The sequence below is a fragment of the Rhodococcus sp. KRD162 genome, assembly GCF_017168335.1.
GTDB lineage: Bacteria > Actinomycetota > Actinomycetes > Mycobacteriales > Mycobacteriaceae > Rhodococcoides.
Genome location: NZ_JABFAU010000004.1, coordinates 251,983 through 277,749 on the forward strand (window position 1 = coordinate 251,983; position 25,767 = coordinate 277,749).

Here is a 25,767-nt window from a genome sequence, read left to right on the forward strand (position 1 = left end):
GCGATCGTGTTTCACAGAGTCGGCGCGGTGAAGTAGTGATTTCCGAGTGGATCGACGATGTGCAGAACTCCTTCCGGGAGCAGTTCGGTGCGCCAGAGCTTGCGCGTCTTGAGATTGTGGTGGAGTCGACAGCGCGGGCCGACGTTCGTGAAGATCGTCCAGCCGCCTCGCTCCGGATTCCGTTGGTCGAATTCGACGATATGGTCGAGATCGCACCGTTCCGAGGGCACGTTGCATCCAGGGTGGAGGCAATACGGATGCGCGGCGCGCACCTGCGCCGCGAGTGCCCGACTGGGCGTGTAGGTCAGTGCCCCTGGCGGCGGCCGTTTCATGCCGCCGTGGCCGTCTGGGTACAGAGCGTGGGTGCCGAGGGGATCGCCCCGGACGAGGGCACGCCAACGCTCGATCAGCGTGCCCCCTCCTGGTCGTGATCTTCGCGACGGGTCGGGTGGTGCGAGCTCGGCAGTAACTCCCGGCGCGGGGTGCGTCTTTCCCGGTTCTGTCGATGCCGAGGGCAATTCTGCCGATGTCGAGGACGATGCAGTCTTCGACGCCGGTTCATCGGCATCGGGGGCCTGCGGATCCGTCGCATCGTCAGCATCATCGCGAGAGACCTGGCACGTGAGGCACTCGCACAGCAGTGGCTCGCCGCGCATCAGTGCGGTCTGGGCGTCGCCGCGCCGTTGGTCGTCCGAACGCGGATCCTCGGGGTGCAGGCGTGCGACCTCGACATCGATCCGGGAGAGCTGTTCGTCGGCTTCACCGTCGGTCATCAAAGCGGTCACACTCGACAGCCCCCGGGCTCGTCGCCGAAGGCGGATTCGCTTCTCGGTGCGCGCGGTCCGTGTGCGCACCGCGCGGTCCCAGTCGGCGTCGGCCTCGATGAGGAGTCGGTCGATCTCGCGACCCAAGGTCCCCGGAGCCATCTCCCTGGCGGCCTTGACGATCTCGGCCTCCAGGGCGATCACCGTCTCCGGCCGGGCGTGAAGCAGATGATCGTGAATTGTTCTGACTCGCTCCAGGTCGAGGGAGCCGGCGATGAATTCCTGACGTACGAGCGGGCGAAGTTGACGCCACATCTGCAGCTTGTTGTGCACGGCGGCAAAGGTGGACGACAGGGCCGCCGCCAGTTCGCAGATCGCCGAGTTGTACAGATCTTTCTCGGTCACCCCGGTGTCCCACGGTGCTGCGCACGCCGTTCGATTCCGGACGTATTCGTCCGAGAGATTCAGTTCCGAAGCAACAGCAGCGTTGATCGTCCGGCGCGCGCCCAGTACGCAGGCGAGCGCAGCATGATCGTCCGTCGTCCATGCCGATTTTCGTAGCCCCATGTCACCCCCCAGCGACCGGAGATCGAACACGTATTCGATCTCGTTGCGGCCAGAGTAAACCAGAGCTCCGACACATTCGTCGGTGCTGACGAAATGCCCTCAGGACGCGCTGGCGGCGAGGTTCACGTCGAGCTCGAGGAGGTAGTGATTGATGGCGATCGCGGCTTTCGAGCCTGCTGCCGCCGAATTGATCACTTGCGCGGGTGAGTCCGAGACGTTTCCCGCTGCCCACAGGCCGTCCACACTGGTGCAACCCGTGGGGTCGGTTGCCACCCATCCGTTCTCGAGGCGAGCGCAGCCGAGCCCGATGAGCAGGCTGTCGTTCGGGACGAACGTCGGACCGACGAATACCACCGTTCGGGGAACGACTGTGCCGCCGGCAAGCTCGATGCCGGTCACGCTGCCGTCGTGCAGCACGACCCGGGTAACCGGTGCGTCGACGACGCGCACGGACCTCGCGTCGAATCGGGCCCGCTCGTCTCGTGTCAGCTCGATGCCGTTGGTGAAGAAGATGACGTCCTTCGACCATTGACGGATCAGTGCGGCCTGGTGGACCGAGAACGGTCGGTTGGATCCGCCGACGACGGCAATGGGCTGATCTCGCACTTCGTAGCCGTGGCAGTACGGGCAATGCACCACTCCGGAACCCCACTGCTCGAGGACACCGGGGATGTCGGGCAGCTCGTCGCGGAGGCCGGTGGCCACCAACGCCGATCGGGCGTCGAGACGAGATCCATCTCGGAGGTGCACCGAGAACGCGTCGTCGATGCGAATTACATTGCCCTGCAGAATCTCTCCGCCGTATCGGAGGACTTCCCGGCGTCCGGCCTCACGCAATTCCGCTGGTGCGGAACCGTCGCGTGAGAGAAAGTTGTGCACGTGGTCGGCAGGAGCATTGCGTGGTTCCTCGGCGTCGACGACGATCACGCGTCGACGGGCACGAGCCAATAGTGTTGCGGCACTGAGTCCGGCGGGGCCGCCGCCGATCACCACTGTGTCGTAGGTCAAGAGGACTCCCGGTGTCGGTGGACTAGGCTGTGAACGTAGCAGAACTGTCAACTGGTTAACAATATTGGTGGTGACGATGGCCGACTCATCTCTACGTGAACTGACCTGTGCACGGTGGGCCGAGCGCAATCCCGAACTGGACACGTCGCCGATGCAGGTGGTGGCACAGATCAAGCGCATCGTCGCGCTGCTCGACATGGCGGTCGAACCGATCTACGACGCGGCCGACGTCACCGTGTCCGAGGTGGAATTGATGGTGCCGCTGCGCTTCGCGGTAGAACCTGTGACGGCGGCGCGGCTGGCCGAGATGCTGGGGATGTCCCGTGCCGGCGTGAGCAAGGCTCTCGGGAAACTCGAACGGCGTGGTTTTGTCGAGCGAGTGCCCAGCGCCGAGGATCGACGGTCTGCGTCCATCACGTTGACCGATGAAGGTGAACGCGTTGTGGACGAGGTGTTTCCCCTCGAACTGGCAGCTCACGGTCGGCTGTTCGATGCTCTGGGTGCGCAGCGTGGGGCCGTTCTGAAGGCCTTGGAGGTCCTCGCTGCGTCGATGGACAGCGGTCTGTCGTTGCGGTGAACCCGCAGCTACTCTCGGTTGTAGGGGGCATGCGCGAATCCGGAGGCGGGCAGTGAATACATTTCAGAGATCTGCGGCAGCGGTCAACACGGTGGTGATGGCGGTCATGAAACTGCCGGTGCTGGAGCGGTTGCTCGGGCGTTCGATGGGCATCCTGACCTACACCGGCCGGAAGTCGGGCCGGAAGATCACACTGCCGTTGGCAATCAGGCATCGCGGTGATCATCTGAAGATCGCTGTGGCCATGCCGGACAAGAAGACCTGGTGGCGCAACTTCTCGACCGAGGCCAGCCGGGTCGACGTCGAACTCGGTGGTGTTCATTACGCCGGCGTCGCCACGTCGACACGTGATGATCGTGGGCGAGTGTTCGTCGACGTGGCGTTGGATCGATGAAGCGCTCCTGGGCGTGAGAGCGTCTCGGCGGGCAGTCGATGTGGCGACGCCCGTCAACTAGGGTTGACAAGCAAGAGTTGTCAACCTAAATTGACGTCATGACCGAAGCCACTGCACTCGCTGCCGCAGCCGCCAGTCCCGATCCGGGGGAGGGGCTGCGTGCGGTAGCGGCCCTCCGTCGATTGCTGGAGCGGCTCGAGGCCGTTCAGGTTCGCAGTGCCAGAAATCAGGGATGGTCCTGGCAGGCAATAGCCGATTCGCTGGGAGTCAGCAGGCAGGCCGTCCACAAGAAGCACGGCGGAAAAGGAAGGTAGGCAATCATGTTCGAGCGATTCACCACGTCCGCCAGAGCAGTCGTCCTGGCTGCCCAGGGGCAAGCGCGGGCACTGCACTCACCGCGTATCGAGCCCACTCACCTTTTCCTGGGGGCGCTGTCCACCGTCGACGAACCGCTGAGAAAGGCGCTCGAAGAGGCTGGATTCACCGCCGATGGGGTATTCGCAGACGCGCAGACCCGTGACGCGCGTGCACTGCGTTCACTCGGGATCGACCTGGACGCCGTCGAGTCGACAGTCGGTCCGGGAGCGCTCGACGACGCGCAGCCGGACGGCTCGAAGCACATCCCGTTCGCGCCCTCGGCCAAGGAAGTCCTGAAGCACTCCTTGAAGGAGGCCGCGGAACGACGCGACCGCGAGATAGGCGTCGAGCATATTCTTCTCGGTTTGGTTCGAGGAGCCGATCCGTGGTTCACCGAATTGGTGCAGCTGCGGTGTTCGCTCGATGATCTGCGGTCGACGGTCCTGCTCGTTCGGACGCCGTAGCCGCCCAACGCTTCGAACCCTACGATGGGCGCCATGAACTTTCTGATTCGGCTCGTGATCAACGCTGTTGCCATATGGGTAGCGAAGGAGTTCGTCGACGGAATCACCGTCACCAGTTCCGGTCGCGGCGACGGGTGGGACATCGTGGTGCTGCTCGGTATCGCGGCCGTGCTGACGATCGTGAACGCGTTCATCAAGCCGGTGGTGAAGCTGTTGTCGCTGCCGTTGCTGATTCTGACTCTCGGACTGTTCACCCTCGTGATCAACGCGTTGATGTTGCTGCTGACGGGTTGGTTGTCGTCGCAGACCGGCTATGGTCTCGAGATCGTGGGCTTCGCCGCCGCGTTCTGGGGCGCAATCATCATCTCGATCGTGAATTTCCTGTTGGGTGCATTCGTCCCCGAGAGGCGTTAGGCGAACGCCAACGCGACGCCCGTGCTAGCGCCCCAAATGAGCATCGCCAGGCCTGAATCACGCAGTGCAGGAATCAAATCGAATCCGTGAGCGCCCTTGCGGACCGGGGAGTTCGCGCGGGCGGCAAGGGGGAGTGCCAGGAGACCCACCAGTGCCCAAGGGGTTCGAGCGATCAGGACTACGGTCATCGCGAAGGGCACCACCAGCAGTGCGAGGTGGAGGTATCGAGTGCGAGTATCGCCCAATCGAACTGCGAGCGTCAGCTTTCCGGACTCTGTGTCGGTGGGGATATCGCGGAGGTTGTTGGCCACCAGGACGGCGCTCGAGAACGATCCGACGGCCACTGCCGCCAACACGCCGGCCCAGTCGATCTGCTCGGCTTGCACGAACTGAGTGCCGAGGACAGCGACGAGTCCGAAGAACACGAAGACCGCCACCTCGCCGAATCCGCTGTAGCCGTACGGCTTCGAACCGCCGGTGTAGTACCACGCACCGGCAATGCAAACCACTCCCACGATGACCAGCCACCAGGCGCTGGTCGCGGCCAGCACCAACCCCGCCAGACCGCCGACCGCGAAGCAACCTATGGCTGCCGTCTTGACTGCGCCTGCGGAGGCGGCTTTCGAGCCGACCAGTCGTAGAGGACCGACGCGATCGTCGTCGGTGCCGCGGATTCCGTCGGAGTAGTCGTTGGCGAAATTGACGCCGATGATCAGGGCCAGCGACACGATCAATGCGAGCAGTGCCTTCCACCACACCCCGGCGTTCAGCGACACGGCCGCGCCGGTGCCGACGAGGACGGGGGCGATCGCGTTCGGGAGTGTGCGCGGTCGCGCACCTTCGATCCATTGCGCAGTGGTGGCCATGAGCGACGATCTTTCCGTATCCGCGCGCCGGGCGAGAACGCGGCCGGTCAGAACGGCAGTCGCGGCAATACCGGCAGTGGAATGACAGGCATCTGGACGCCCGGAATCTGTGGCAGCGGCACCGTCGGTGCAGGCGGCGGTGCGGGCGGGTAATAACGCGGCTTGGGCTGCACATACGGTGCGGGGTTCTTTGCCGGTGCAGGCGGTGCAGTCGTCGTCGGGGGCGGCGGCGGGATGTCGGGAGTCGGTGACGAGGTAGTCGTCGTGGCGGTGCTGGTAGCGGTAGGCGCGCTGGTCTGCGGAACCGTCTCACCGACGCTGGCGGGCGTGCTCAGTGGCTGACTTTCGTCGCTGCTCCCGAGTGCGGTGAACACCCCGACGGCGGCGATGACACCCGCGATCGGTAGCGCGATCATCGCCAGCCGGGTCAGCGCCGGTCGGTGCGAGGCGAGGGCAGGCACGTGGGCCGCGTCGACGCGGGTGGCGTAGACGGCGGCACCGCCGGCGATCACCAGTTCGGGCCGATCCGGGACGATGACCGGTAACTGCAGAAATCGCTCCAAGGTGGCCTTGACCAGCGGGATGTTGGCCGTCCCGCCGATGGCGACGACGGCGTCGGGATAGAACTCGGCTTCGAGGCCGAGTTGCCGTACCGCGGCGGCGGCCTGTTCGGTTGCGCGGGCGATGGACAGCTCGAATATGTGCCGCTCGAGCAGGACGTGCTCGCCGTCGGGAGTGCTCGTGGTCTGGTGCGAGGACAAGGCTTCCTTGATTCCGCGACAGAACGCCGTCAGAGCGTTCTCCTCGTCGGCGGACTGCGGTGGCCGCACGATGCCGAGGCCGAGGATGTGGTCGCGGACCACGGAATCGAAGGAGTTTCCGCTCATGGCGGTGGTTCGGATGGAACCGTAGGAGCGTCCGGATTCGACGTCCACGATGCGAATGTCGACGCCGGTGGCACCCGCGTCGAACAGTGCGATCGTTCGGTGATGCGACGGCAGTCCGGGGCGGACGTACTCGAGTGCGGCACCGGTGTGGTCGATCAGGTGTACGTCGGAGACGTATTCCTCGGACAGGGCGAGCTCGATCTCGGTGCGTTCGGTGGGAGTTCGATAGGCGACGCCCAGTGACTGCGGTGGGTCGGGCCGGTCGACGATGCCGCGGACGACGCGTGCCACGTCCTGAGCGGAGGGCGCGAGTTGCCAGTCGTCGAACGGGGTGCCGTCGGTCCATGCGCCGTCCTCGGTGGTCCGCGCAGTGCGGATGCCGCATGTGCCCAGAGACACACCCTCGGACGAACGCATCGCTTATCCGGCCTCTCCTACGTCGGTCACGGTCTTCGGATCGGGAGAACGCACCCTCGAATGGGCGACGTCAACACTCTACCGTCTCCTGGTTTGGTTAGGCGCTCAAAACAATCTGGAGGTCGAGTCGATGGTACCGACACCGACGCCTACGATTCGGAGACAGTGCACATCGATATCGCATATCCCCAGACCACGCACCTCACGGCCGAGCCACCGGTGGTGCGGATTCTGGGTGTGGTCGCGACGGTGATCGAGGGCAGTTCGATGCCGGTTCCAGGTGCGCGAGCTCGGGCCCTGCTGGTGGCGTTGGCGCTCGCACCTGGGCGGGCACGATCGGCGCACTACCTCGTCGAGCAGGTGTGGCCGGAGCACGTACCGAGATCGCCGAAGAACGCTCTCCAGACCCAGATCTCGCGGCTGCGGGCGGCGCTGCCCAACGGTTCTCTCGAGAGCGGGCCCGCGGGGTACCGGCTGGTTCTCGACGCGGCGGACATCGATCTCGGGCGTGCGCGCACACTGGCCCGCGCCGCGCAGGACCGTCTCGGGCATTCGCAGTTCCAGGAAGCTCTCGAACTCGTAGTCGATGCTCTCGGTCTGTGGCGCGGCGACCCGGTCGACGCCGTCAGGGCGGAGGCCGATGCGATCGAGATCACGTTGAGGTCCGTACAGGTCTCGGCATTGCTCGGTCTGCGCAGATTCGGCGATGCCTTGCCGCTGGCACGAGCGCGGGCCGCCGCTGATCCGGTCGACGAGCCTGCGGCGGCCGACCTGATGCGTGCGTTGCACGGACTGGGCCGATCCAACGATGCCTTGACGGTATTTGCGACTCTGCGCCGCGAGATCGCCGATCGGTTGGGGACCGATCCTTCACCGGCCACGACGGCGTTGAACACAGAGATCCTCGGCCACGACACACCCAAGCTGCTGCATACGGTCGGTCTGCGTGTCGCCCCCAACGAGCTCATCGGTCGAGGCGGCGACATCGACGCTATCGAAACGCTGCTCGCCGGTTCACGCGTCACCACCGTCCTCGGCCCCGGCGGCGCGGGCAAGACGCGCATCGCACACGCGCTGGGTCATCGTGCGGCGGCGAGAATGTCGGTGACGTTCGTCGAGCTGGCCTCGCTCCGAAGCGGGGAGGACGTCGCGTCGGCCATCGGAGCGACCCTCGGGCTGACCGAGGCGGACTTCAAGGTCGGCGGATTGCAGGTCACCCGGGTTCATTCGATCCAGGAACGCTTGGCCGAGGTCCTCTCCACCCGTCGGGGTTTGCTGATTCTCGACAATTGCGAGCACGTGATCGACGAGGTCGCACAGGTGGTGGACATGCTGGTTTCCGCGACCGATTCGGTGACCGTATTGGCCACCTCGCGTGCTCCGTTGGGAATCACGGCCGAATCGGTGTTCCCGCTTCCGTCCTTGGGTGTCTCCGGGCTCGATTCCCCTGCGACGGAACTGTTCTGTATCCGAGCGCGTGCCGTCCGGCCGTCGGCGCGGCTCGACGCCGAGGCAGTCGCCCGCCTGTGCCGGACACTCGACGGTCTGCCGCTGGCGATCGAACTGGCGGCTGCGCGAGTGAAGTCGATGACGGTCGAGGACATCGAGACCAGGTTGGATCGCCGGTTCGCGCTGCTGCAGACGCCGGACAGGACCCGGCCGGAGCGGCACCGCACGCTGCATGCCGTCATCGACTGGAGCTGGAATCTGCTCGACGCCACCGAACAGGCCGCCGTGCGTCGTCTGTGTCGGTTCCCCGCCGGATTCGATCTCGATGCAGCGCGATGGGTTGCCGAATGGTCTGGGGTGGAGGATATTTCGATCGCGCTGGACGGCTTGGTGAATCAGTCGATGCTCACCGTCGTGGAAACACCTACCGGAATTCGCTACAAGATGCTCGAGACCGTCCGCGAGTACTGCGAGGAGCAGTTGGCGGCGAGCGGGGAAGTCGATGGCGTCGCGGCTCGGCTGCGTTCGTGGTCGACGTCCATTGCGGTTCGGGTTTCCGACGGGTACTCCGACGGTCGTGTCGCCGACGTGGTCGAGCTCGTGGAGGTCGAGCACGACAACTTGCTGTCGTTGATGAGACACTCCTTCGCGCAACGGATTTCAGACCACGTGTGCACGTTGTTCTCGGTTCTCGGTTACTTCTGGGCCATGCGCGGTGCGCATTCGGAAGTGCTGAACTGGGCGCAGCGAGTGCAGAGCTGCATGCGCGACGGACTGCGTGGTACACCCGACGACAACGCCGCGATGGCGATGTTGGTGCTGGCGGCCCACTTTGCCCACGATGGCCATGTCCGTCGCGTGGCGCGCATTCGAGTCGACATCCGTCGACTCCTGCGCACCAGGGACGCGATCTCGCCCGGCCTGCGTTTCAACGCCGAACTGATGGTCTTCGGCATGGATGGCCGGGGTTTGGCTCGAAAGTTGGCTCTCGCCACCAGGTCCGAGCACGAGGACGTTCGGTGCAATGCCCACCTCGTCCGCGCCATGCTCGCGCAGAACTCCGGCCGGGTGTTCGAGTCGATACGCGACAGCGAGCGGGCGCTCGAGATTGCGCGGCGTCGGGGCGACCTCTGGGGTGTGGGAACGACGGCGCAGACGCTTGCAGGCTCGTACGGGCTGTCGGGTGACTACGCGCGGGCCGCGCAGTACTACCGAACCTCGGCCGAGGTGATGTGGGAGATGCACGCCTACGAGGAAAGCGTGCAGACCCGCACCTTTCTGGCGATGGCACTGATCGGCGCAGGCAGTGTCGATGACGGACGTGCGATGCTCGACGAGTTGTCGGCCGTGGAACCACAGCGGCAGATCACCCTCGCTTCGACGGACGAGGCCGACGCCGGAGCGTGGTGGGATCACGCTCAGCAGCAGAGCTCGGCGTCGTTGACGGCTGTGCGGGCCGCCGCCGATATCGAGGAAGGTGCTGTCGAGCAAGGTCTGGCGGGGTTTCGGGCGGCGCTGGCCTCGGGTGGATGGCCGTCGGATGATCCAGGTGATCCGTTCATGACCATTCTGGTGTGCGCGGCCGTCGGAGCGCACGTGCTCAACGGGGCGGCAGAGCGTGTCCGTGACACCGTCCGGGCGCTGCGGGTCGATCGATGGAATATGTCGATGCCCGGTGGGTTCCACGACATTCCGATGCTGGGTGCGCTGTCGTGTGCGATGGGGTCGTTCGAGCTGCACTGTGGCGATCAGGAGTTGGGCCTGCAGTTGCTGGCGGTGTCGGACCGGGCAGTGGGTCGGCAGGACTTTCCTTCGATGCGGATCGACCGGCATCTGACGGCGGCCCGAGCGATCCTGGGCGACGGTGAGGTCGACGCGGGTATCGCTCGGGCTGCCGGCTTCACCAGAACCACTGCGTTGCAGGAGATTCTGCGGTTGCTCGAGGTGGTCTAGGTTTTGCGCATGTACATCTTCACGGTCAGGGGTGCGAATATCGCGACGATCACGGCGCCGCCGATGATCGAGTACACGACGTGAATCCCGAAGTGTCCGGCGTTGGCGAGTTCGCGGACGGCTGTCACCAGATGTGAGACGGGGTTGACGTCGGCGAATGCTTGCAGCCAGTTCGGCATCGTGCTCGTGTCGACGAACGCGTTGGACAGGAACGTCAACGGAAAGAGCACCAGCATCGAGATGCCTTGGACCGAGGAGGCTTTGCTCATCACGGTGCCCAGTAGCGCGAAAATCCAACTGATCGACCAGGCACAGAACATCACCAGCAGTACGGCTCCGACGAGACCGAGTGCGCCGCCTGCCGGGTGGTACCCCATTGCGAATCCGGTGAGAAAGCAGACGACCGCGGCGATCAGGTAGCGGATGACATCTGCCATCAAAGCACCTGCCAGCGGGGCGATTCGGGCAATGGGGAGTGACCGGAATCGGTCGAAGACCCCCTTGTCCATGTCTTCTCGCAGTTGCGTACCGGTGACGACCGATCCGGTGATGACTGTCTGCACAAGAATGCCGGGCACGATCATCGGCAGGTACGTGGTGACATCGCCCGCCACTGCGCCGCCGAAGATGTAGCTGAACATCAGGGTGAAGATGACCGGTAGCAGCACCACATCGGTGAGCTGTTCTGGGTTGTGTCGGAGTTTGAGCAGACCGCGGTATCCCATGGTGACGGACTGCGCTGCCGTGCGGGCGATACCGATGTGCCGAATTACGGGGAGGTCTGCGGGGTCGAAGTGCGTGGACGATCGTGGGTTCAGTGTGGTGGTCATGCAGCATCCTCGTGTGCGTTCTTGCCGGTGAGGGTCAAGAAGACCTCGTCCAGGCTGGGTTTGGTGACGGTGATCTCGCTGACCTCGATGCCGAAGTCGCGCAGGCGAATCAAGATGTCCGGAGTCGACGACGTGTCGGCCATCGGTGCGGTCAACCGAGCTGCCTCGGCACTGACTGTCACCTCGACACCGAGATGCCCGGCGACCAGTGCGCGGGCATCGTCGATCTGGTTCCGGTCGTCGAGGGTCAGGGACAGAGCCGAGGTGCCCACCGAGGACTTGAGGCCGTCGGCGGTGTCGTCGGCGATGACGCGGCCGTGGTCGATGACGGCGATGCGGTCACAGAGTTGATCGGCCTCGTCGAGATACTGCGTGGTCAGCAGTACCGTCGAACCGTCCGCGACGAGGCGACGGATGGTGTCCCACATCTGTGCGCGGGTACGCGGATCGAGGCCGGTGGTCGGCTCGTCGAGAAACAGCAGTGGCGGTGCCGCGATGAGGCTTGCAGCCAGATCGAGCCGTCGACGCATGCCACCGGAGAACAACTTCAACGGTCGCGACGCTGCGTCCGTCAAACCGAATTCTTCGAGCAGTTCGACGGCTTTTGCTGTGCTGTCGCGTCGGCTCAGGCCGAGCAGTCGGGAGAAGACGACGAGATTTTCGGTTGCGGTGAGGTCCTCGTCGACCGATGCGTACTGGCCGGTGACACCGATGAGGGACCGGACCGCGGTGGCGTCGGCGACGACGTCTCGGCCGAAGACGCGGGCCGAGCCGCCGTCGGGTCGTAGGAGGGTGGCGAGCATGCGGACCGTGGTGGTCTTGCCCGCGCCGTTGGGGCCGAGGACGCCGTAGACCGACCCGGTGGGAACGGTCAGGCTGACACCGTCGACGGCGCGTTGCTTGCCGAATGTCTTGACGAGGCTCTGCGCCTCGATTGCTGGTGTGGTCATGGGGCAACGATCGCCCCTGCCGCTTGCACGACGCTTTCGTCGCGCTTGCGTCCGCTGTCGTGTGCCGGTGTGGTGCGATCAGAGTGGCAGTGAGGTTTCGGTCAGGCCGACGCCACCGGTACCGCGAAGCTTTCTGAACCATTCGGTTCCGAACGCGGATGCGAGGTCTGCTGTAGCCATCTGCAGAAATGGTCCGAAGTCACCGACCTGGGTTGCGTGTGCTTCCATCGCGGCCCGCTTGGCGTCCATCACCGTGGAGACGTCGACGACCGTCGTGATCTCAGTTTCGGGCAAACCGAAGCTCTCCATGTCCGGCGGCGTCGCTTCCTCGCTCCAGTGCGGATTGGCCTCCATCAGCTTGCGCATGTGATCGCGGTTGGTGGTGGTCTCGTAGACGAAGGGCGTCTCGGCGATCTCGGTGGCACGCTTGCCGACCACGTGAACTTGGATGTGGTCGGGATGGCCGTAGCCACCGTTCGGGTCGTAGATGGTCACGACATCGGCCTGCTCCTCGCGCAGTACCTCGGCCAACCGCTGCGCGGCGGTGTCGACGTCGACGTTGCAGAACGCGTCCGGATTGGCGTTGTCCGCGGTGCCGGCCATGCCGGAATCGGCGTAGTGCAGCCGAACGACGCGGGCAACTCCGAGGACGGCGGCCGATCGGTCCAACTCGATGCGCCTGCGTTCGGCGAGTGTCTCACCCTCGGCGAGGATTCCGTCGGGGTACTCCCCGAGGGCACCGTCGGTTGCGGTCACCAGCACCACGCGGTGGCCTGCATCGGCGGCCAGCCGCATCACCCCTCCGGTGCCGAACACTTCGTCGTCGGGATGTGCGTGGAAGCAGACCAGAACACTCATGGCGTCAATGCTTGCACGTCGGAGCGGGTGCAGCCCAGTCGGCGGGCCGATCTGTTCGGGTGCCGGTGTTCGGCGTCATCACTTCAGGTCCTCGCGAATGTGCGGGAGACTGTCCCTCATGACTCGTGTTGCCGATGGCGGTCCCGGTGGCCTCGACCTGTCGACGGTTCTGGCGCTCGAGCGTGAGTTGCAGACTGCGCAATGCCGCCGTGATCGTGCCAGGGTCGAGACACTGCTTGCCGACGACTTCTGCGAGGTGGGTGCCTCGGGCGCAGTGTGGGACAAGTCGTCGATACTCGACCTGCTCGGCACCGAAGACTCGAAGGTCATCGAGGTGCTCGAGCTGGACGGGCGACTGATCAGCGCGGAACTCGTTCTGGTGCACTGGATCTCGAGGGTCTCGGGAGTGCACGCGCGTCGAACCTCGTTGTGGCGGCATGCCGCTTCGGGATGGGAACTGGTACACCATCAAGGCACGCCACTGCGGTAGTCCACGCTCACAGTGTCGCCAGCATTGTCCGCAATGCCGCCCGATCCAGCTTTCCCGGCCCTCGGGTCGGCAGCGAGTCGACAAGGAACAGCTCGCGCGGTGCCGCTGTGACATCCAAGGACGGCGCGATGTGAGAGCGCAACTCCGCCAAGGTGACCGGGTCGGAGGCAACCACGGCGACGACTACCTTCTGACCCAGCCGTTCGTCCGGCAATCCGACGACTGCGCATTCGAGCACGGCAGGATGCGTGGCCAGCTCGGCTTCGACCACCTGCGGTACGACGGTCAGCCCGCCGGTCGAGATGGCCTCGTCGAGTCGACCGGAAATGTTCAGGACCCCGTCGACCATGGTGCCGGCGTCGTCGGTGCGGAACCATCCGGGTTCGGCGAACGCCGGGTGATCGGGCAATCCGCGATACCCGGAGGCGAGGGTACTTCCGCCCAGCACCACTCGTCCGGCGTCGATGCGGACCACTGTGCCGCGCAACGGAACTCCGTCGTACACGCAGCCGCCGGCGGTTTCGCTCATGCCGTAGGTGCGGACCAGTCGAATGCCCGCTTCGTAGGCCCGCTCGCGCAGCGGTATCGGCGTTGCCGCCCCGCCCAGCAGTACGGCATCCAGTGACGCGAGGGCCGCTACCGCCTCCGGATTCTCGAAGGCCTTCACCAACTGTCCTGGCACCAGCGAGGTGTAGCGCAACGGACCCGACATCCGGCCGACGGCCTCGATCAACGCGGCCGGGTCGAATCCTGCGGAGACGTCCATGATGACGGGAGCGGTCCCGGCGAGCACGCTCCGCAGCAACACCTGCAGCCCGGCGATGTGGTGTGCGGGCAACGTCAGCAGCCACGAGCCCGGACCGCCGAGTCGCTCCTCGGTGGCGGTCGCCGATGCTGTCAATGCCGATGCGGACAGCATGGCTCCCTTGGGGACTCCGGTCGTTCCGGAGGTCGCGACTACCAGCGCGACGCCGTCGTCGATGGGGGTTCCCGGCGACAGCGCCTCGTGCAGACGGCGAATCTCACGTGGGTCGTCGGCAGGGACGGGGAGTAGGGCCGGGCCGTCGCCGGCCAGTAGACGACTCAGCCGCGGCAGGAGGTCTGCCGCGGCCGGTCCGGAGGGAACGGCAACACTGTCGAGCACACCCGCGAGGTTAGTCCGTGCGCCGGATCGTGAACGGGTCGGCCAGGGGCCATCCACCGGCGGCGAGATTGGCGCGTACCCGGTCGATGTCTTCCTCGCGGGGCATTTCGTTGGTGATCTTGGTGATGGTGACCGAGATGCCTGCCTTGTCGGCGGGCAATCGGCCGTCGGCGATGAGAGCGTCCATCACCGACTGCACCTCCTCCTCGGACAGTCGCCGAGTCAGAATGGCCAGCAGAGGTATGTAGTCCGATTCGGGCACTCCGTCGGGATACCCACCGCGAAGCCATCCGACGATCGAGTGGAGGAAAGACGGTACCGGCATCGATTACAGGGCGGCCGGATCCGCCAGTGGCCAGCCACCGGCTGCCAGACGCGCCGAGACCCGGGCGATGTCCTCGGCCGTCGGCTCGGCGTCGATCTGGTCGCGGATGTACGTGGCTATCTCTCCGGGTGGAATTGCACCGTGGTCCAGTGCTCCGGTGGCGGGAGAGACGAGTTCCAGGACTACCTCCTGTACCTGCGCGTCGGTCAGTGCCGCGCGGCGCAGCAGTGCCACGAGCGGAAATCGATCCTTGGGCGGCACGCCCTCGGGGTAGCCGGCTCGGAGCCATTCGAGCACCGATGACGGGAAGGTGCTCTTCCTAGGGTCGGTCATGTCGACAACAGTCCTTTTCGCGGGTCAGAAGACGGTGATACCGAACGAGCTGTTCAAGAAGTCCTTCATGATGAAGGCGATTCCGGCCACGATGGCCACGATGACGACGGCGAAGCACGTGATCGCTGCGGCAGTGGCCAAGGCGGGTCGAGCGACGCGAGTGGTGCCGGTTGCCGCGGCCTCGTCCGAGGGCTCGCCGACGGACAGTGCCTTGAGCCCGAACGCGAAGATCGCGGGTAGTCCTGCGCCGAGGAGCAGGCCGACGAGAACGACCTGCCAGAGCGAGTCGAGAGTGTGTTTCAGAGTGTCCATGAGTGCATCAGACCTTCAGGGGAGAGTCGGAATCGGTCGGGGCCGGGACGAGTCCGCCGTCCCATTCCGCGTTGACGTTGCGCGGATCGACGGGCTGACGGCGAGACCGGATGTACATGAACGCGGCGAGCGCCACGAGGATGGCGAAGACGATCAGGATTCCCGGTAGTCCGCCGATCGTGTGGGCGAGCAACCAACACGCGGCCCCGACCACGCCTGCGAGGGGCAGGGTGATGACCCAGGCGACGGCCATGCGGCCCGCGACGTTCCAGCGCACGGCTGCGCCCGGCTTGCCGAGCCCTGACCCGAGAATCGAGCCGGTGGCGACCTGCGTGGTCGACAGCGGAAGACCGAGGTGGCTCGAGGTGAGAATGATCGCTGCCGAGGAGGCTTCGGCGGCCATGCCCTGCGGTGCCGCGATCTCGACCAAGCCCTTGCCCAGGGTACGGATGACCCGCCAGCCGCCGAGGTAGGTGCCGAGGGCGATCGCCAGGGCACAGCTGAACTTGACCCACAGCGGCATGTCCGAATCGGGGGAAACGGTGCCGTAGGCGACCAGTGCCAGGAAGATGACCCCCATCGTCTTCTGGGCGTCGTTGGTTCCGTGTGCGAGGGAGACCAGCGACGCGGAGCCGATCTGTCCCCAGCGGAATCCGCGCTCCCTGGACTTCTCGGGGACGGAGGCGGTGATGCGGTAGATGACCCAGGTGCCGACGGTGGCGATGAGCCCGGCCACGATCGGGGCGAGTACGGCGGGCAGCACGATCTTGGTCCAGACTCCGTCCCAGACGACGCCGCTGGTGCCCAGGCCCGCCACGGCGGCACCGATCAAGCCGCCGAACAGTGCGTGCGAGGAGCTGGAGGGAATGCCGAGCAGCCAGGTAGCGAGGTTCCAGAGGATGCCGCCGACGAGTCCGGCGAAGATGATGGTGAGGAGTTCTCCGCCGCCGGTGTCGCCGAGATCGACGATGCCTTTCGCGACGGTTGCGGCAACCTCCACGGACAGGAATGCGCCGGCCAGATTGAGGACGGCAGACAGGGCGACCGCAACTTTCGGCGGGAGTGCACCGGTTGCGATCGACGTCGCCATGGCGTTGGCGGTGTCATGGAAACCGTTGGTGAAGTCGAATGCGAGTGCAGTCACGACCACCACGAGAAGTACGAGGAATTCAGCGCTCACGGTGAAATTGTGGGACACGAACGGCGATCGTCGAAGACCTCGTACGAACTGTTCTTCCGGGGGCGATCGGAATTTGTCGCTCGTTCGGTTTCTGTGAATCTTTTTGCCGTATATGCCTCATTTTTCGAGGTTCGACGGAGGTGACCCGACTCCCTGAATCGGGGCACTGTGGAACAGTGGGACACCGTGAAGGGATCGGGCATGGACGATGCGGTGTCGGCCGCTCTGTCGTACTTCGATTCGGTCGATCCCGCACTCGCTGCCGACGCGCGCCTTGGGTGGGATGCTCTGGTCGCAGTATCTGCTCCGGCCGGTCCGACGCAACATTCCGTGCAGACGTTTCTCTGGGTTCATCTACGGCACCTGGCGGAGGGGCCCGATCGCGGCGTCGAGATCGCCCGAGCACTCGGTGAACTGCTCGAGCGGCTCGGACGCATCGGCTACGCCGAGATCGCCCGAAGCGCCGTCACCGAGGATCTCGTCCGAACAGCCGACGACGCGGTGTGGTTGCAGAGGTATCGAGCGGCGACCGAGCAGTCGGGCATCGGTGCTGTGGACACCGAATTGGTGACCTGGCAGGACCTCCCGACCGGCACCGAGCGTTCCATCGTCGAGAAGATCGGCGAGACGCTGGAAGTGGCCACTATCGCTGGTGAGTTCGAGCCGTCGAAGCCGGGTGGACGCCCGCTCGGCGTCGACGCTCTGGCCACGCGTCGACGCGGCGTCACCGACGCGGTGCTCACGTCCGATCGCGGCAGGAACGAGGCCGAGGCCGTCCTTCTCGAACAACTCCTCGACCACCGCATAGAACTGTGGAGCAGCTACAGCGAACCGCGCGCCGAGCTCTATCTCGGGTTGCGTGATGCTCTGCACGACGCCGCGCAGCCGATGTACGGCTGCGTGCGTAGGCTCGAGAGCTTCATCGGCTGTATCGGGGACGGCGTCCCGTTGACCGACTCGGGGTACCTTCCGAACGATGTGGTGGCGCGTATCGCGTCCACGGTGTTTCCCCCGGCCGAACGTCCCCTGACGGTCGGCCGGGAACTCGATACCGAGAAAGTCCTCACGCTTCGACGCCTCCTGATGCGCGTGCGTCTGCTGCGTCGTTCGGCGGGGCGGGTCGTTCCCACTGCCCGCACCCGGCGGCTCAGTTCCGACGGGCTGTGGCGGGTACTGACGGCCGGGATCGTCGGCACCGAATATCACCCGGACGCCATCGCCGCGGAGGTCGTTCTCGCCCGCATGATCGTCGGGCACGATGCTGCGGATGTCGAGGCCACCGCCGATGACCTGGCGCGGCTGTTGCGCGCCGAGGGCTGGACCCATGCCGGTGCGGAGCCCGCTGCAGAACATGCCGCCCCGCTCGCTCGGGCACTGGTCACCGAGCTCGGAGCGCTCGGCGCGTTCGAGTTGCCACAATCCGCGCCCGTGTCGACGCCGGAGTCGCTCGGTGCGCTCGCGACCGATGAGGGCAAGCGGCTCGCCGCCGCTGTGTTGCGACATCGATTGCTACACACTCGGTATCCGTCCGTGTGACGGATCGGAGATGGACTGGGGGTCGAATCTCCCGTTCTCTCCCGGTTAAGCTCACCTGGAACCGATTCCTCAACGGGCTCGGGTGGCGCGTGCAAGGAGATGCCGGTGGATGGTGAGGTCGCGGACAGCGCGCGCTCCCAGTCTCGGCGTCAGAGCGACTCTGCCCGCCGCTATCTCGATTTCGAGGCCACGACGCCTGCTCTGCGGTCGACGGTCGAATTCGCCGCACGAAGCGTCGGCTTCGCTATCGCCCAGCTCAACGTGCTCGACGAAGACACGCAGTACACCCTGGTCAATATAGGTGGACCACCGGTGTCGACCGTCGTGCGGTCCGAGACTCTGTGCGATGACGTGGTCCGCACCGGAGAGCCCGCTGTGGTGGCTCACGGACGCATCCACGCCACCACCCGGCAACGCGCAATCCTCGACGACAACGGCATCGAGTCGTATGCATCTGTCCCGCTGCGGGGGCGCGAAGGCCTGGTGATCGGCACCCTCTGTCTGCTCGATCGCACACCGCACTCGCTCTCGGACGAGCAGATGCAGGAACTCGAACAGTTCGCGTCGGTGCTCGAGGAACAGCTCGACCTGCATCGCCGGGTCGGATCGAGCGTGATTCGCCTCGGCAGTGACAACGACATCGCCGATTCCATCGCCGACGGTCACATCGTGCCCTGGTTTCAATCGATCGTGGATCTGCGGACCGAGCAGATCGTGGGCTTCGAGGCGTTGGCTCGCTGGCACCACCCGACGCGGGGGATGGTGGTACCTGCAGATTTCGTTCCGTTCGCCGAGTCCAGTGAACTGATCATCGACGTCGACCTCAGTGTGCTCACCCAGGCAGCGATAGAGATGAAGAAGTGGCACGTCCACCGTCCGGACCTGCGGCTGACCGTCAACATCTCCGGACGACACCTTGCGCACCCGGACGGGGTCACGCAGTTGGAGCGCGCCATCGCGTCCTCGGGGGTGTCTCCGTCGTCGATCTCCCTCGAACTCACCGAAACCACAGCCGTGACGCCGGGTCCATTGCTGCGCAAGCACATCGACGAGGTGCATCGATTGGGCTTCCGGGTGTTGCTCGACGATTTCGGTTCCGGCTGGTCCTCTCTGGAACGGCTGGTGACACTGCAGCCGGACGGGATCAAGATCGACGGGCACCTGACGCGTTTCGTCGACACCGTTGCCGGACGGGCGATGATCAGGTCGCTGGCGGGAGTGGCGAAGGACCTCGACCTCTCGATGATCGTGGAAGGCATCGAAAGCCGCGAACAGGCCGATGCCGTACTCGAACTCGGGTGCACCCTCGCGCAGGGCTATCTGTGGTCGCGGCCGCGGTCCGCCGCCGCGGTGTTGCGCACGGTCGCCGACGGCGGCCCGATCTAGCGGGTATCGCGGCGGAGCGGGTGATCGTGCGGGACCTGCACCAACACGATCGGAATCCCGTCCGGATCCTCTGTCCACATCTCGATCAGGCCCCACGGCTCGGTTCTGGCCTCGCGGGTGATCGGGATCCCGGCAGCGGTCAATTCGGCCGCGGCCGAGTCGATGTCGCGCACCTGCAGCCACAGTGCCCCGGAGAACGACCCGTGCGCGTCGTCACTGCGATGGTGAGCGGCGATCTCGAGTAGGCTCTGGCCCGCGAAAAACACCGTTCCACCGGGATATTCGCGGCACACTGCCAGCGACAGGCCGTCTCGATAGAACTCGACGGTCGTGCGGTAGTCGACCGGGCGCAGAATCGTTCGAGCAGCGAGGATGTCCACCCCGCATGAATACCACGTACCGCCCATCGTCGTTCCGCAGGCTCCACGTACCGCCAATGGTCGTTCCGCAGGCTCCACTCCTGCCCGCATGGTCGTTCCGCAGGCTCCACTCCTGCCCGCATGGTCGTTCCGCAGGCTCCACTCCTGCCCGCATGGTCGTTCCGCAGGCTCCACTCCTGCCCGCATGGTCGTTCCGCAGGCTCCACTCCTGCCCCCAACGGGTCAGAGTTCGCTCTTGACCACCCGATCGCCGCCGGCGGCCTTGGCCTCGTACATCAGCGAGTCCGCTACCCGCGTTGCGCGCGTGCCGATGTCGACGTTCTGGTCCCACAGCGCCGAATCCCAATACACGATCGCAGCCCCGATGCTCACCGTCACTGCGACGGTGTCCGCCGGGTCGCGTAGGGCTCTGCGTATTCCGTGGATCAACGCGTCGATGTGCAGCCGTGACGTCGACACCACGGCGAGGTACTCCTCACCGCCCGTGCGGGCGAGGACCCCGTACTCGCCGACGTGGGACGCGAGCCGCTCGGCGATTCGCACGATCACCGCGTCCCCCTCTTCGTGCCCGAATTCGTCGTTGACGGATTTGAATCGGTCGATGTCCACCGCCAGCACTGCGACACATCGATCGGTCTGACGGCCGAGCGACCACACGTCGTCGACCGCGCTGTCGAGCCCGCGACGATTGAGCAGGCCGGTGAGCGGGTCGAGGCGAGACCTGCGCGCGTCCTCGGACAGGACGGTGACCAACAGATGCGAGGTCGCGGGAACTCCGGCAACGATGAGCAGAACGACGTTGACTCGAAGCACCGTGGACGCGAGGTCTGCTCGATCCGCGTCGTACGTGGCGATCGCGACCACCGCGATGATCGTCGTCGCGAACAGCAGATGCGCCAGCAGCCACCGTGGGCTGAGGAAGAAGACGAAGAACATTCCGACGACCGCGAACAACACGCAGGTCAACAATGCGTCGCCCGGCGGACTCAACGCCAACGTGGACGCGGTGCCGAGGTCGGCGTACACCCCGAACGCGACGACGCCGCGGCGGCCCGGGAACGGTTTGATCAACCACGCGGTGCCTACCACCACGGACGAGACCACCAGGATCGCTTTCCAGGCGACGGCGGGCGGGCTGTGGTTCGTGTCCGAGGAGAACAGCGAGATGACAGCCAGCAGCCCGAAGTCGAACGTCGAGATCGCGAGCACCAGCCGGATGGGCTCACCCGCAGGGTGAGAGCGCTGGAAGTCGGCCATCCAGCGATAGTCGAACGGCCGCACCACCCACGCCCGCAGGGTGCGTGCAGTGCTGTCGCGGCGTCCGCGACCGACGTTCGAATTCACTCGGTCGTTTCAGAAATAACGGGGGAACGGTGACCAATCGGGCTCGCGCTTGTCGAGAAACGCATCCCGACCCTCGACTGCCTCGTCTGTCATGTAGGCCAGACGGGTCGCTTCACCGGCGAACAGTTGCTGACCCACCAGGCCGTCGTCCTGCAAGTTGAAGGCGTACTTCAACATTCGCTGCGCCTGCGGCGACTTGGCGTTGATCTTCGCAGCCCACTCGATGGCGGTGTTCTCGAGCTCTGCGTGATCGACCACCTTGTTCACCGCGCCCATGCGGTGCATCTCCTCGGCCGTGTACGTCTCGCCCAGGAAGAATATTTCTCGGGCGAACTTCTGACCGACCATCTTCGCCAGATACGCACTGCCGTAGCCGCCGTCGAAGCTGCCGACATCGGCGTCGGTCTGCTTGAACCGCGCGTGCTCGCGGCTCGCGAGCGTCAGATCGCACACCACGTGCAGACTGTGTCCTCCGCCTGCCGCCCAGCCGTTGACCAGGCAGATTACCACTTTGGGCATGAAGCGAATCAGGCGCTGCACCTCGAGAATGTGCAGACGTCCTGCCCGGGCCCGGTCGACCGTATCGGCCGTTTCACCCTCCGCGTATTGGTAACCGCTCCGTCCGCGGATGCGCTGATCGCCGCCGGAGCAGAAGGCCCAACCGCCGTCCTTGCTGCTCGGGCCGTTTCCGGTGAGCAGGACCGTCCCCACATCGGAGCTCACCCGTGCGTGCTCGAGTGCGCGATAGAGCTCGTCGACGGTGTGCGGCCGAAAGGCGTTGCGAATCTCGGGGCGATCGAACGCAACCCGGACGGTCGCGTCGGACACGTGCCGGTGATACGTGATGTCGGTCAGATCCTCGAAGCCGGGAACGGGCAGCCACAGTTCTGGAGTGAAGGTCACGGTCGTCAGCTTAGTGGCGACCGCTGCTGGATCAGGGCTGGGTCGGCACGGGCAGGTGGGGGCAGCTAGCGTGCAGTCATGACCGACCCGATCGAACTCGACCGCGAGCATGACCATCACGGCGGCTTTCCGCGTTTCGTGCCTGCACAGGTGGGGCCGGAATACGGCCGGCTGCTGGAGGCGCTGCGCACGGTGCAGGATCTCGCGGTATCGACCTCGCTACCGGCCGATGTGACCGAGGCCGCGGCAGGCAAAGCCGAGGAACTGATCGAGCTCATGGCACCGCATGTGGTGGCCGAGGGGCAACAGACCGCCGGCCGAGTTCCTCGTCTGCCGGGGCGTGGTTCGTTGCTGATGCTGCCCTGGACCATCGAGCGGTTCGACGCCGAAGGGGTGCGGAGCCGGGGTGTGTTCCGCCGTTTCCATCTCGGTGGCAACGCGGCCGCTCACGGCGGCACCCTGCCGCTGCTGTTCGACGACCTCATGGGCCTGATCCAGCACGCCTACGGCCGACCCATAAGCCGGACGGCTTATCTGCACGTCAACTACCGCAAGGTGACTCCGCTGGACACCGAGCTGATCGTCGAGGGTGCGGTGGATCGGGTCGAAGGCCGCAAGGCGTTCATCACGGCTCGGTTGACCGATCTCGACGGCACTCTGCTCGCCGATTGTGAGGCGCTGATGGTGCAATTGCTCCCGGGACAGCAATGATCCCGGGGGTCGACGAATTGCTCGACGGCGCACACGTGCTCTCGATGCCGATGCGAACGAAGTTCCGCGGCATCACCACCCGCGAGGTGCTGCTGCTGCACGGACCCGCCGGGTGGGGGGAGTTCTCGCCGTTTCCCGAATACGACGACGCCGAATCGGCTCCGTGGTTGAACTCGGCGATCGAAGCGGCGTGGGACGGACCACCGACCCCGCTGCGTCGACGCGTCCCGGTGAACGCCACAGTTCCTGCGGTGCCGGCCGCGGAGGTGGCCTCGATCCTGAGTCGCTCGCCCGGGGCGGACACGGCGAAGGTCAAAGTGGCCGAGAAGGGCCAGAGTCTCGCCGACGACGTCGCGCGAGTACGGGCGGTGCGCGAACTGGTGCCGCGCGTACGCGTCGATGCCAACGGCGGCTGGAGCGTCGACGAGGCGGTGGCGGCACTGGCGGCCCTGACCGCCGACGGTCCGCTCGAATACGCCGAGCAGCCGTGCGCCTCGGTGCCCGAGTTGGTCGAACTGAGGCGTCGAGCACCGGGCGTTCGAGTCGCTGCCGACGAGAGCATTCGCCGTGCCGAGGACCCGATGAAGGTCGTCCGCGCAGGCGGAGCCGATATCGCGGTACTCAAGGTCGCCCCGCTCGGCGGCATGCGGGCTGTGCTCGAACTGGCCGGGGAACTGGGTGAGTACGGGGTGCCGGTGGTGGTGTCGAGTGCACTCGATTCGGCGGTCGGTATCTCGGCCGGGTTGGCGGCAGCTGCTGCGCTGCCGCACCTCGAGTTCGCCTGCGGGCTGGGGACGGGCTCGCTCTTCGTTCGCGATGTTGCTCCCGCGGCCGAGGTGGTCGACGGAACGTATCCGGTGTCGGTGGACAGTCTCGAACCGGACCCGCAGGCCTTGGTCGAACTGGGTGCCGACGCCGAGCGGACGCAATGGTGGATCGATCGAGTTCGGCGCTGCCACCTGCTTCTGCGGTAGTCTTGCGCGCGGTCCGCGTTGGACCGTTGACACATCTGGGAGGAACTTCGAAGTGGTTGCTGCACTCAAGGATTCACTGCTCGACGAGTCGAAGGCCGACGCCCTGCGCGCCGATGTCCTCGCACTGATCGACGCCGAGGTTGCGGACAAGAAGGGCGCGAGCGGACTCGCGGTCAAGGGGGGATACGGCGCGGTGAAGAAGGTCGGGCCGTCCTACATCGACAGTGCGGTCTCGGCTCTGTGGCCTGATTTCGTGGACAAGCTCGATCCGTTCTGGCAGTCGTACAACGTCGCCCCGCAGGGCACGTTCGGCGAGTACCTCGTCGCCAACGGGGACGCCGCGTCCGATGCCTTGCTCTCGGTCACCGATGCCCGCATCGACGAGACCGACAAGTCCGTCGTCAAGAAGTTCTACGGCAGTCTGCGCGGCTCGGCCAAGAAGAACGTCACCGAGGCGCTGCCGCGTGTCGGTGATCTGGTCGCCAAGCACGCCTGAGCGGCTTCGCCGCATGTGAGCAGAAACTCGTACCCTGCTACGAGTTTCTGCTCACATGCGCGTAGCGCTCAACCGCTCCCAATCGGCTTCCGTTTGATCCGCGTACAACTGCGCGAAGCGGCACAGTGCCACCTCGAGTTCGTCGGACTCGCCCGTGTATCCCGAGATCATCGACGCGCCGCTGGTGCGGGCGTGTCCCTTGGCCAGTAGCCGGCCCACCACCCGCGCGTAGTCGACCAGAGCCGGGGCGTCGATCGACGACAGGTCGATGGTGCCTTTCATGTTGCGGAACTGGCGCACGTAGTACTGCCGCCCGTCGATGGTGGTCCAACCCAGCAACGGATCGCTCACGGTCTGCAGCGCCTGCTGGTACTCCACCACCCGCTGTCCCTGGTGATCGTGCCAGGCCGATTCGCCGTGCACATAGGGTGCGAGCACGGAGCGCCGGGCCTGTTTGAGCTGCAGAAACACCACATCGTCCTCGTTGGTGCCTTCGAGCAGTGCCACGTACGCCCGAAGCCCGACACTACCGACCCCCACGACGCGGTGCGCCACATCGATCAACGTGTATCCGCCGAGTACTCGACGCCAGTGCGGAGTGAGGGTGAGCAGGTACTCGTCGAGTCCGACTGCGAGATGGTCTTCGTCCTTCGCCGAGATGCGGGTGGTGATCGGTGGCTCCTCGACGATTCGGCGTCTGCCCTGGTGCTTTTCGGTGAAGCGGGGCAGAACGCGGTCGCTGGTGCGTCGACGCGCCTTCTTGGTGGCGCGCTTGATTTCCTTGCGCAGCGATCCCTCGGTGGCGTCACGCTGCAGTTTCTCGGCCGTCAGACGCTGGAACGAGCGTGACATCAGCGGTTCGTCGGCGAGCCTGGCCACCTCGATCCGGTACGAGGACACACAGGCGGTGACGGCATCGCGGCACTGGTCCTCGCTGCGGCCGTTCTGCCGCCCGGCCACCCAGATGCTCGCGGCGAGGCGTCGTAGATCCCATTCCCAGGCTCCCGGGTGCGCCTCGTCGAAGTCGTTGAGGTCGATGACGAGATCGCGTTCGGGTGAGGCGTAGAAGCCGAAGTTGCCGAGGTGGGCGTCACCGCTGATGACGGGATTGATCCCGGTGGAGGGCAGCAGCGCCACGTCCCGAGCCATGACGATCGCGGTGCCACGCAGAAATCCGTAGGGGGACTCGGCCATCCGCTCGAGGCGGGTGGGAATCAACCATTCGATGCGGCCCTGATGCGAGTACTCGATCTGTTTGACCGGGTCCGGTCGATCGGGCGGCGGTGTCCAGTCGCCCAGCGATGCGATCGGAACCTTGTCTCGGAGGCGTCGACCCAGTTCGTATCGTTCGGCGCGGGGCAGTGGACGGGCGCGCAGTGAGGCATACGATGCGCCGTCGACCTCCACCGCGTCGGGGACGACCGTGTGACCTTTTCCGAAGCCGGACATGTGAGATCACACTAATCCAGTGCTCTGCGGCGGCTCGACCGAACTTCCG

At 65.5% G+C, this 25,767-nt stretch carries 28 protein-coding genes; 12 read left to right on the forward strand and 16 right to left on the reverse strand.

The window, feature by feature from the left end; genetic code table 11:
• Positions 1-11: 11 nt before the first annotated feature.
• Positions 12-1,331: an HNH endonuclease signature motif containing protein gene (locus tag J1M87_RS08130; protein ID WP_206489034.1), complete on the reverse strand. Its 1,320-nt coding sequence runs from the start codon at positions 1,329-1,331 to the stop codon at positions 12-14.
• Positions 1,332-1,430: 99 nt separating this feature from the next.
• Positions 1,431-2,339 carry an NAD(P)/FAD-dependent oxidoreductase gene (locus J1M87_RS08135; RefSeq protein ID WP_206489035.1) on the reverse strand — a complete coding sequence of 303 codons (909 nt, stop codon included), beginning with the start codon at positions 2,337-2,339 and terminating at the stop codon, positions 1,431-1,433.
• Between the two features lie 76 nt (positions 2,340-2,415).
• Between J1M87_RS08135 and J1M87_RS08140 the strand changes: the two genes are divergently transcribed.
• From J1M87_RS08140 to J1M87_RS08160, 5 genes are all read left to right on the forward strand, one after another.
• Positions 2,416-2,916 carry a MarR family winged helix-turn-helix transcriptional regulator gene (locus tag J1M87_RS08140; protein ID WP_206489036.1) on the forward strand — a complete coding sequence of 167 codons (501 nt, stop codon included), beginning with the start codon at positions 2,416-2,418 and terminating at the stop codon, positions 2,914-2,916.
• A 52-nt stretch (positions 2,917-2,968) separates the two neighbouring features.
• Positions 2,969-3,310, forward strand: coding sequence for a nitroreductase/quinone reductase family protein (locus tag J1M87_RS08145; RefSeq protein ID WP_206489037.1), 342 nt, complete (start codon positions 2,969-2,971; stop codon positions 3,308-3,310).
• A 98-nt stretch (positions 3,311-3,408) separates the two neighbouring features.
• Positions 3,409-3,624 carry a helix-turn-helix domain-containing protein gene (locus J1M87_RS08150; protein ID WP_206489038.1) on the forward strand — a complete coding sequence of 72 codons (216 nt, stop codon included), beginning with the start codon at positions 3,409-3,411 and terminating at the stop codon, positions 3,622-3,624.
• 6 nt (positions 3,625-3,630) lie between these two features.
• Positions 3,631-4,131 (forward strand): Clp protease N-terminal domain-containing protein, encoded by a 501-nt coding sequence (locus tag J1M87_RS08155; RefSeq protein ID WP_206489039.1) that lies wholly within the window; start codon positions 3,631-3,633, stop codon positions 4,129-4,131.
• Positions 4,132-4,164: 33 nt separating this feature from the next.
• Positions 4,165-4,545 carry a phage holin family protein gene (locus tag J1M87_RS08160; protein WP_206489040.1) on the forward strand — a complete coding sequence of 127 codons (381 nt, stop codon included), beginning with the start codon at positions 4,165-4,167 and terminating at the stop codon, positions 4,543-4,545.
• Here J1M87_RS08160 and J1M87_RS08165 read toward each other — a convergent pair.
• Both J1M87_RS08165 and J1M87_RS08170 read right to left on the reverse strand, forming a co-directional pair.
• Positions 4,542-5,411 (reverse strand): 1,4-dihydroxy-2-naphthoate polyprenyltransferase, encoded by an 870-nt coding sequence (locus J1M87_RS08165; protein ID WP_206489041.1) that lies wholly within the window; start codon positions 5,409-5,411, stop codon positions 4,542-4,544. The two genes, J1M87_RS08160 and J1M87_RS08165, sit on opposite strands and share 4 nt — an antisense overlap.
• 47 nt (positions 5,412-5,458) lie before the next feature.
• Entirely contained in the window at positions 5,459-6,715 is a 1,257-nt protein-coding gene (locus tag J1M87_RS08170) for an Hsp70 family protein (RefSeq protein WP_206489042.1), read from the reverse strand.
• A gap of 165 nt (positions 6,716-6,880) precedes the next feature.
• Between J1M87_RS08170 and J1M87_RS08175 the strand changes: the two genes are divergently transcribed.
• Positions 6,881-10,117 (forward strand): BTAD domain-containing putative transcriptional regulator, encoded by a 3,237-nt coding sequence (locus J1M87_RS08175; protein ID WP_307830762.1) that lies wholly within the window; start codon positions 6,881-6,883, stop codon positions 10,115-10,117.
• Here the strand turns inward: J1M87_RS08175 and J1M87_RS08180 are convergent.
• The 3 genes from J1M87_RS08180 to J1M87_RS08190 all read right to left on the reverse strand — a co-directional run bounded on the left by J1M87_RS08180 (position 10,114) and on the right by J1M87_RS08190 (position 12,755).
• The gene (locus J1M87_RS08180) at positions 10,114-10,947 is read right to left on the reverse strand and encodes an ABC transporter permease (protein WP_206489044.1); all 834 of its coding nucleotides are present in this window, start codon (positions 10,945-10,947) and stop codon (positions 10,114-10,116) included. The genes J1M87_RS08175 and J1M87_RS08180 overlap by 4 nt on opposite strands.
• Positions 10,944-11,897, reverse strand: coding sequence for an ATP-binding cassette domain-containing protein (locus J1M87_RS08185; RefSeq protein ID WP_206489045.1), 954 nt, complete (start codon positions 11,895-11,897; stop codon positions 10,944-10,946). The genes J1M87_RS08180 and J1M87_RS08185 overlap by 4 nt, the downstream gene beginning before the upstream one ends.
• A 78-nt stretch (positions 11,898-11,975) precedes the next feature.
• Positions 11,976-12,755 carry a PIG-L family deacetylase gene (locus J1M87_RS08190; protein ID WP_206489046.1) on the reverse strand — a complete coding sequence of 260 codons (780 nt, stop codon included), beginning with the start codon at positions 12,753-12,755 and terminating at the stop codon, positions 11,976-11,978.
• Between the two features lie 118 nt (positions 12,756-12,873).
• Here J1M87_RS08190 and J1M87_RS08195 point away from each other — a divergent pair, with 118 nt between their 5' ends.
• On the forward strand, positions 12,874-13,245 hold the full coding sequence (locus J1M87_RS08195) for a DUF4440 domain-containing protein (RefSeq protein WP_206489047.1): 372 nt from the start codon (positions 12,874-12,876) through the stop codon (positions 13,243-13,245).
• Positions 13,246-13,252: 7 nt separating this feature from the next.
• Here J1M87_RS08195 and menE read toward each other — a convergent pair whose 3' ends face one another.
• From menE to J1M87_RS08220, 5 genes are read right to left on the reverse strand one after another with little or no spacing between them, the layout of a single operon-like run.
• Positions 13,253-14,389 (reverse strand): o-succinylbenzoate--CoA ligase, encoded by a 1,137-nt coding sequence (gene menE / locus J1M87_RS08200; RefSeq protein ID WP_206489048.1) that lies wholly within the window; start codon positions 14,387-14,389, stop codon positions 13,253-13,255.
• 10 nt (positions 14,390-14,399) lie between these two features.
• Positions 14,400-14,714 carry a DUF3349 domain-containing protein gene (locus tag J1M87_RS08205; RefSeq protein ID WP_206489049.1) on the reverse strand — a complete coding sequence of 105 codons (315 nt, stop codon included), beginning with the start codon at positions 14,712-14,714 and terminating at the stop codon, positions 14,400-14,402.
• Positions 14,715-14,717: 3 nt separating this feature from the next.
• Entirely contained in the window at positions 14,718-15,047 is a 330-nt protein-coding gene (locus J1M87_RS08210) for a DUF3349 domain-containing protein (RefSeq protein ID WP_206489050.1), read from the reverse strand.
• A gap of 24 nt (positions 15,048-15,071) precedes the next feature.
• Positions 15,072-15,359: a hypothetical protein gene (locus J1M87_RS08215; protein ID WP_206489051.1), complete on the reverse strand. Its 288-nt coding sequence runs from the start codon at positions 15,357-15,359 to the stop codon at positions 15,072-15,074.
• 7 nt (positions 15,360-15,366) lie between these two features.
• Positions 15,367-16,539, reverse strand: a complete 1,173-nt coding sequence (locus tag J1M87_RS08220; protein WP_206489052.1) for an inorganic phosphate transporter — start codon at positions 16,537-16,539, stop codon at positions 15,367-15,369.
• A 186-nt stretch (positions 16,540-16,725) separates the two neighbouring features.
• Between J1M87_RS08220 and J1M87_RS08225 the strand changes: the two genes are divergently transcribed.
• Positions 16,726-18,075, forward strand: a complete 1,350-nt coding sequence (locus tag J1M87_RS08225; RefSeq protein ID WP_206489053.1) for a hypothetical protein — start codon at positions 16,726-16,728, stop codon at positions 18,073-18,075.
• A 99-nt stretch (positions 18,076-18,174) separates the two neighbouring features.
• Complete coding sequence (locus J1M87_RS08230; protein WP_206489054.1) at positions 18,175-19,461, forward strand: EAL domain-containing protein; 1,287 nt, start codon at positions 18,175-18,177, stop codon at positions 19,459-19,461.
• Here J1M87_RS08230 and J1M87_RS08235 read toward each other — a convergent pair.
• The 3 genes from J1M87_RS08235 to J1M87_RS08245 all read right to left on the reverse strand — a co-directional run bounded on the left by J1M87_RS08235 (position 19,458) and on the right by J1M87_RS08245 (position 22,088).
• Positions 19,458-19,841: a VOC family protein gene (locus J1M87_RS08235; protein ID WP_206489110.1), complete on the reverse strand. Its 384-nt coding sequence runs from the start codon at positions 19,839-19,841 to the stop codon at positions 19,458-19,460. The genes J1M87_RS08230 and J1M87_RS08235 overlap by 4 nt on opposite strands.
• Before the next feature lie 222 nt (positions 19,842-20,063).
• Complete coding sequence (locus J1M87_RS08240; RefSeq protein WP_206489055.1) at positions 20,064-21,185, reverse strand: diguanylate cyclase; 1,122 nt, start codon at positions 21,183-21,185, stop codon at positions 20,064-20,066.
• 9 nt (positions 21,186-21,194) lie between these two features.
• Positions 21,195-22,088, reverse strand: a complete 894-nt coding sequence (locus tag J1M87_RS08245) for a 1,4-dihydroxy-2-naphthoyl-CoA synthase (RefSeq protein ID WP_206489056.1) — start codon at positions 22,086-22,088, stop codon at positions 21,195-21,197.
• 78 nt (positions 22,089-22,166) lie between these two features.
• On the opposite strand from J1M87_RS08245, the gene J1M87_RS08250 reads away from it, so the two are divergent.
• From J1M87_RS08250 to J1M87_RS08260, 3 genes are read left to right on the forward strand one after another with little or no spacing between them, the layout of a single operon-like run.
• Positions 22,167-22,799, forward strand: coding sequence for a PaaI family thioesterase (locus J1M87_RS08250; protein WP_206489057.1), 633 nt, complete (start codon positions 22,167-22,169; stop codon positions 22,797-22,799).
• Entirely contained in the window at positions 22,796-23,773 is a 978-nt protein-coding gene (locus J1M87_RS08255; protein WP_206489058.1) for an o-succinylbenzoate synthase, read from the forward strand. Before J1M87_RS08250 ends, J1M87_RS08255 begins: the two co-directional genes overlap by 4 nt.
• 52 nt (positions 23,774-23,825) lie before the next feature.
• Positions 23,826-24,269: a hypothetical protein gene (locus J1M87_RS08260; protein ID WP_206489059.1), complete on the forward strand. Its 444-nt coding sequence runs from the start codon at positions 23,826-23,828 to the stop codon at positions 24,267-24,269.
• Positions 24,270-24,320: 51 nt separating this feature from the next.
• On the opposite strand, the gene J1M87_RS08265 is transcribed toward J1M87_RS08260, so the two are convergent.
• Complete coding sequence (locus J1M87_RS08265; protein WP_206489060.1) at positions 24,321-25,718, reverse strand: DUF2252 domain-containing protein; 1,398 nt, start codon at positions 25,716-25,718, stop codon at positions 24,321-24,323.
• Between the last annotated feature and the right edge of the window lie 49 nt (positions 25,719-25,767).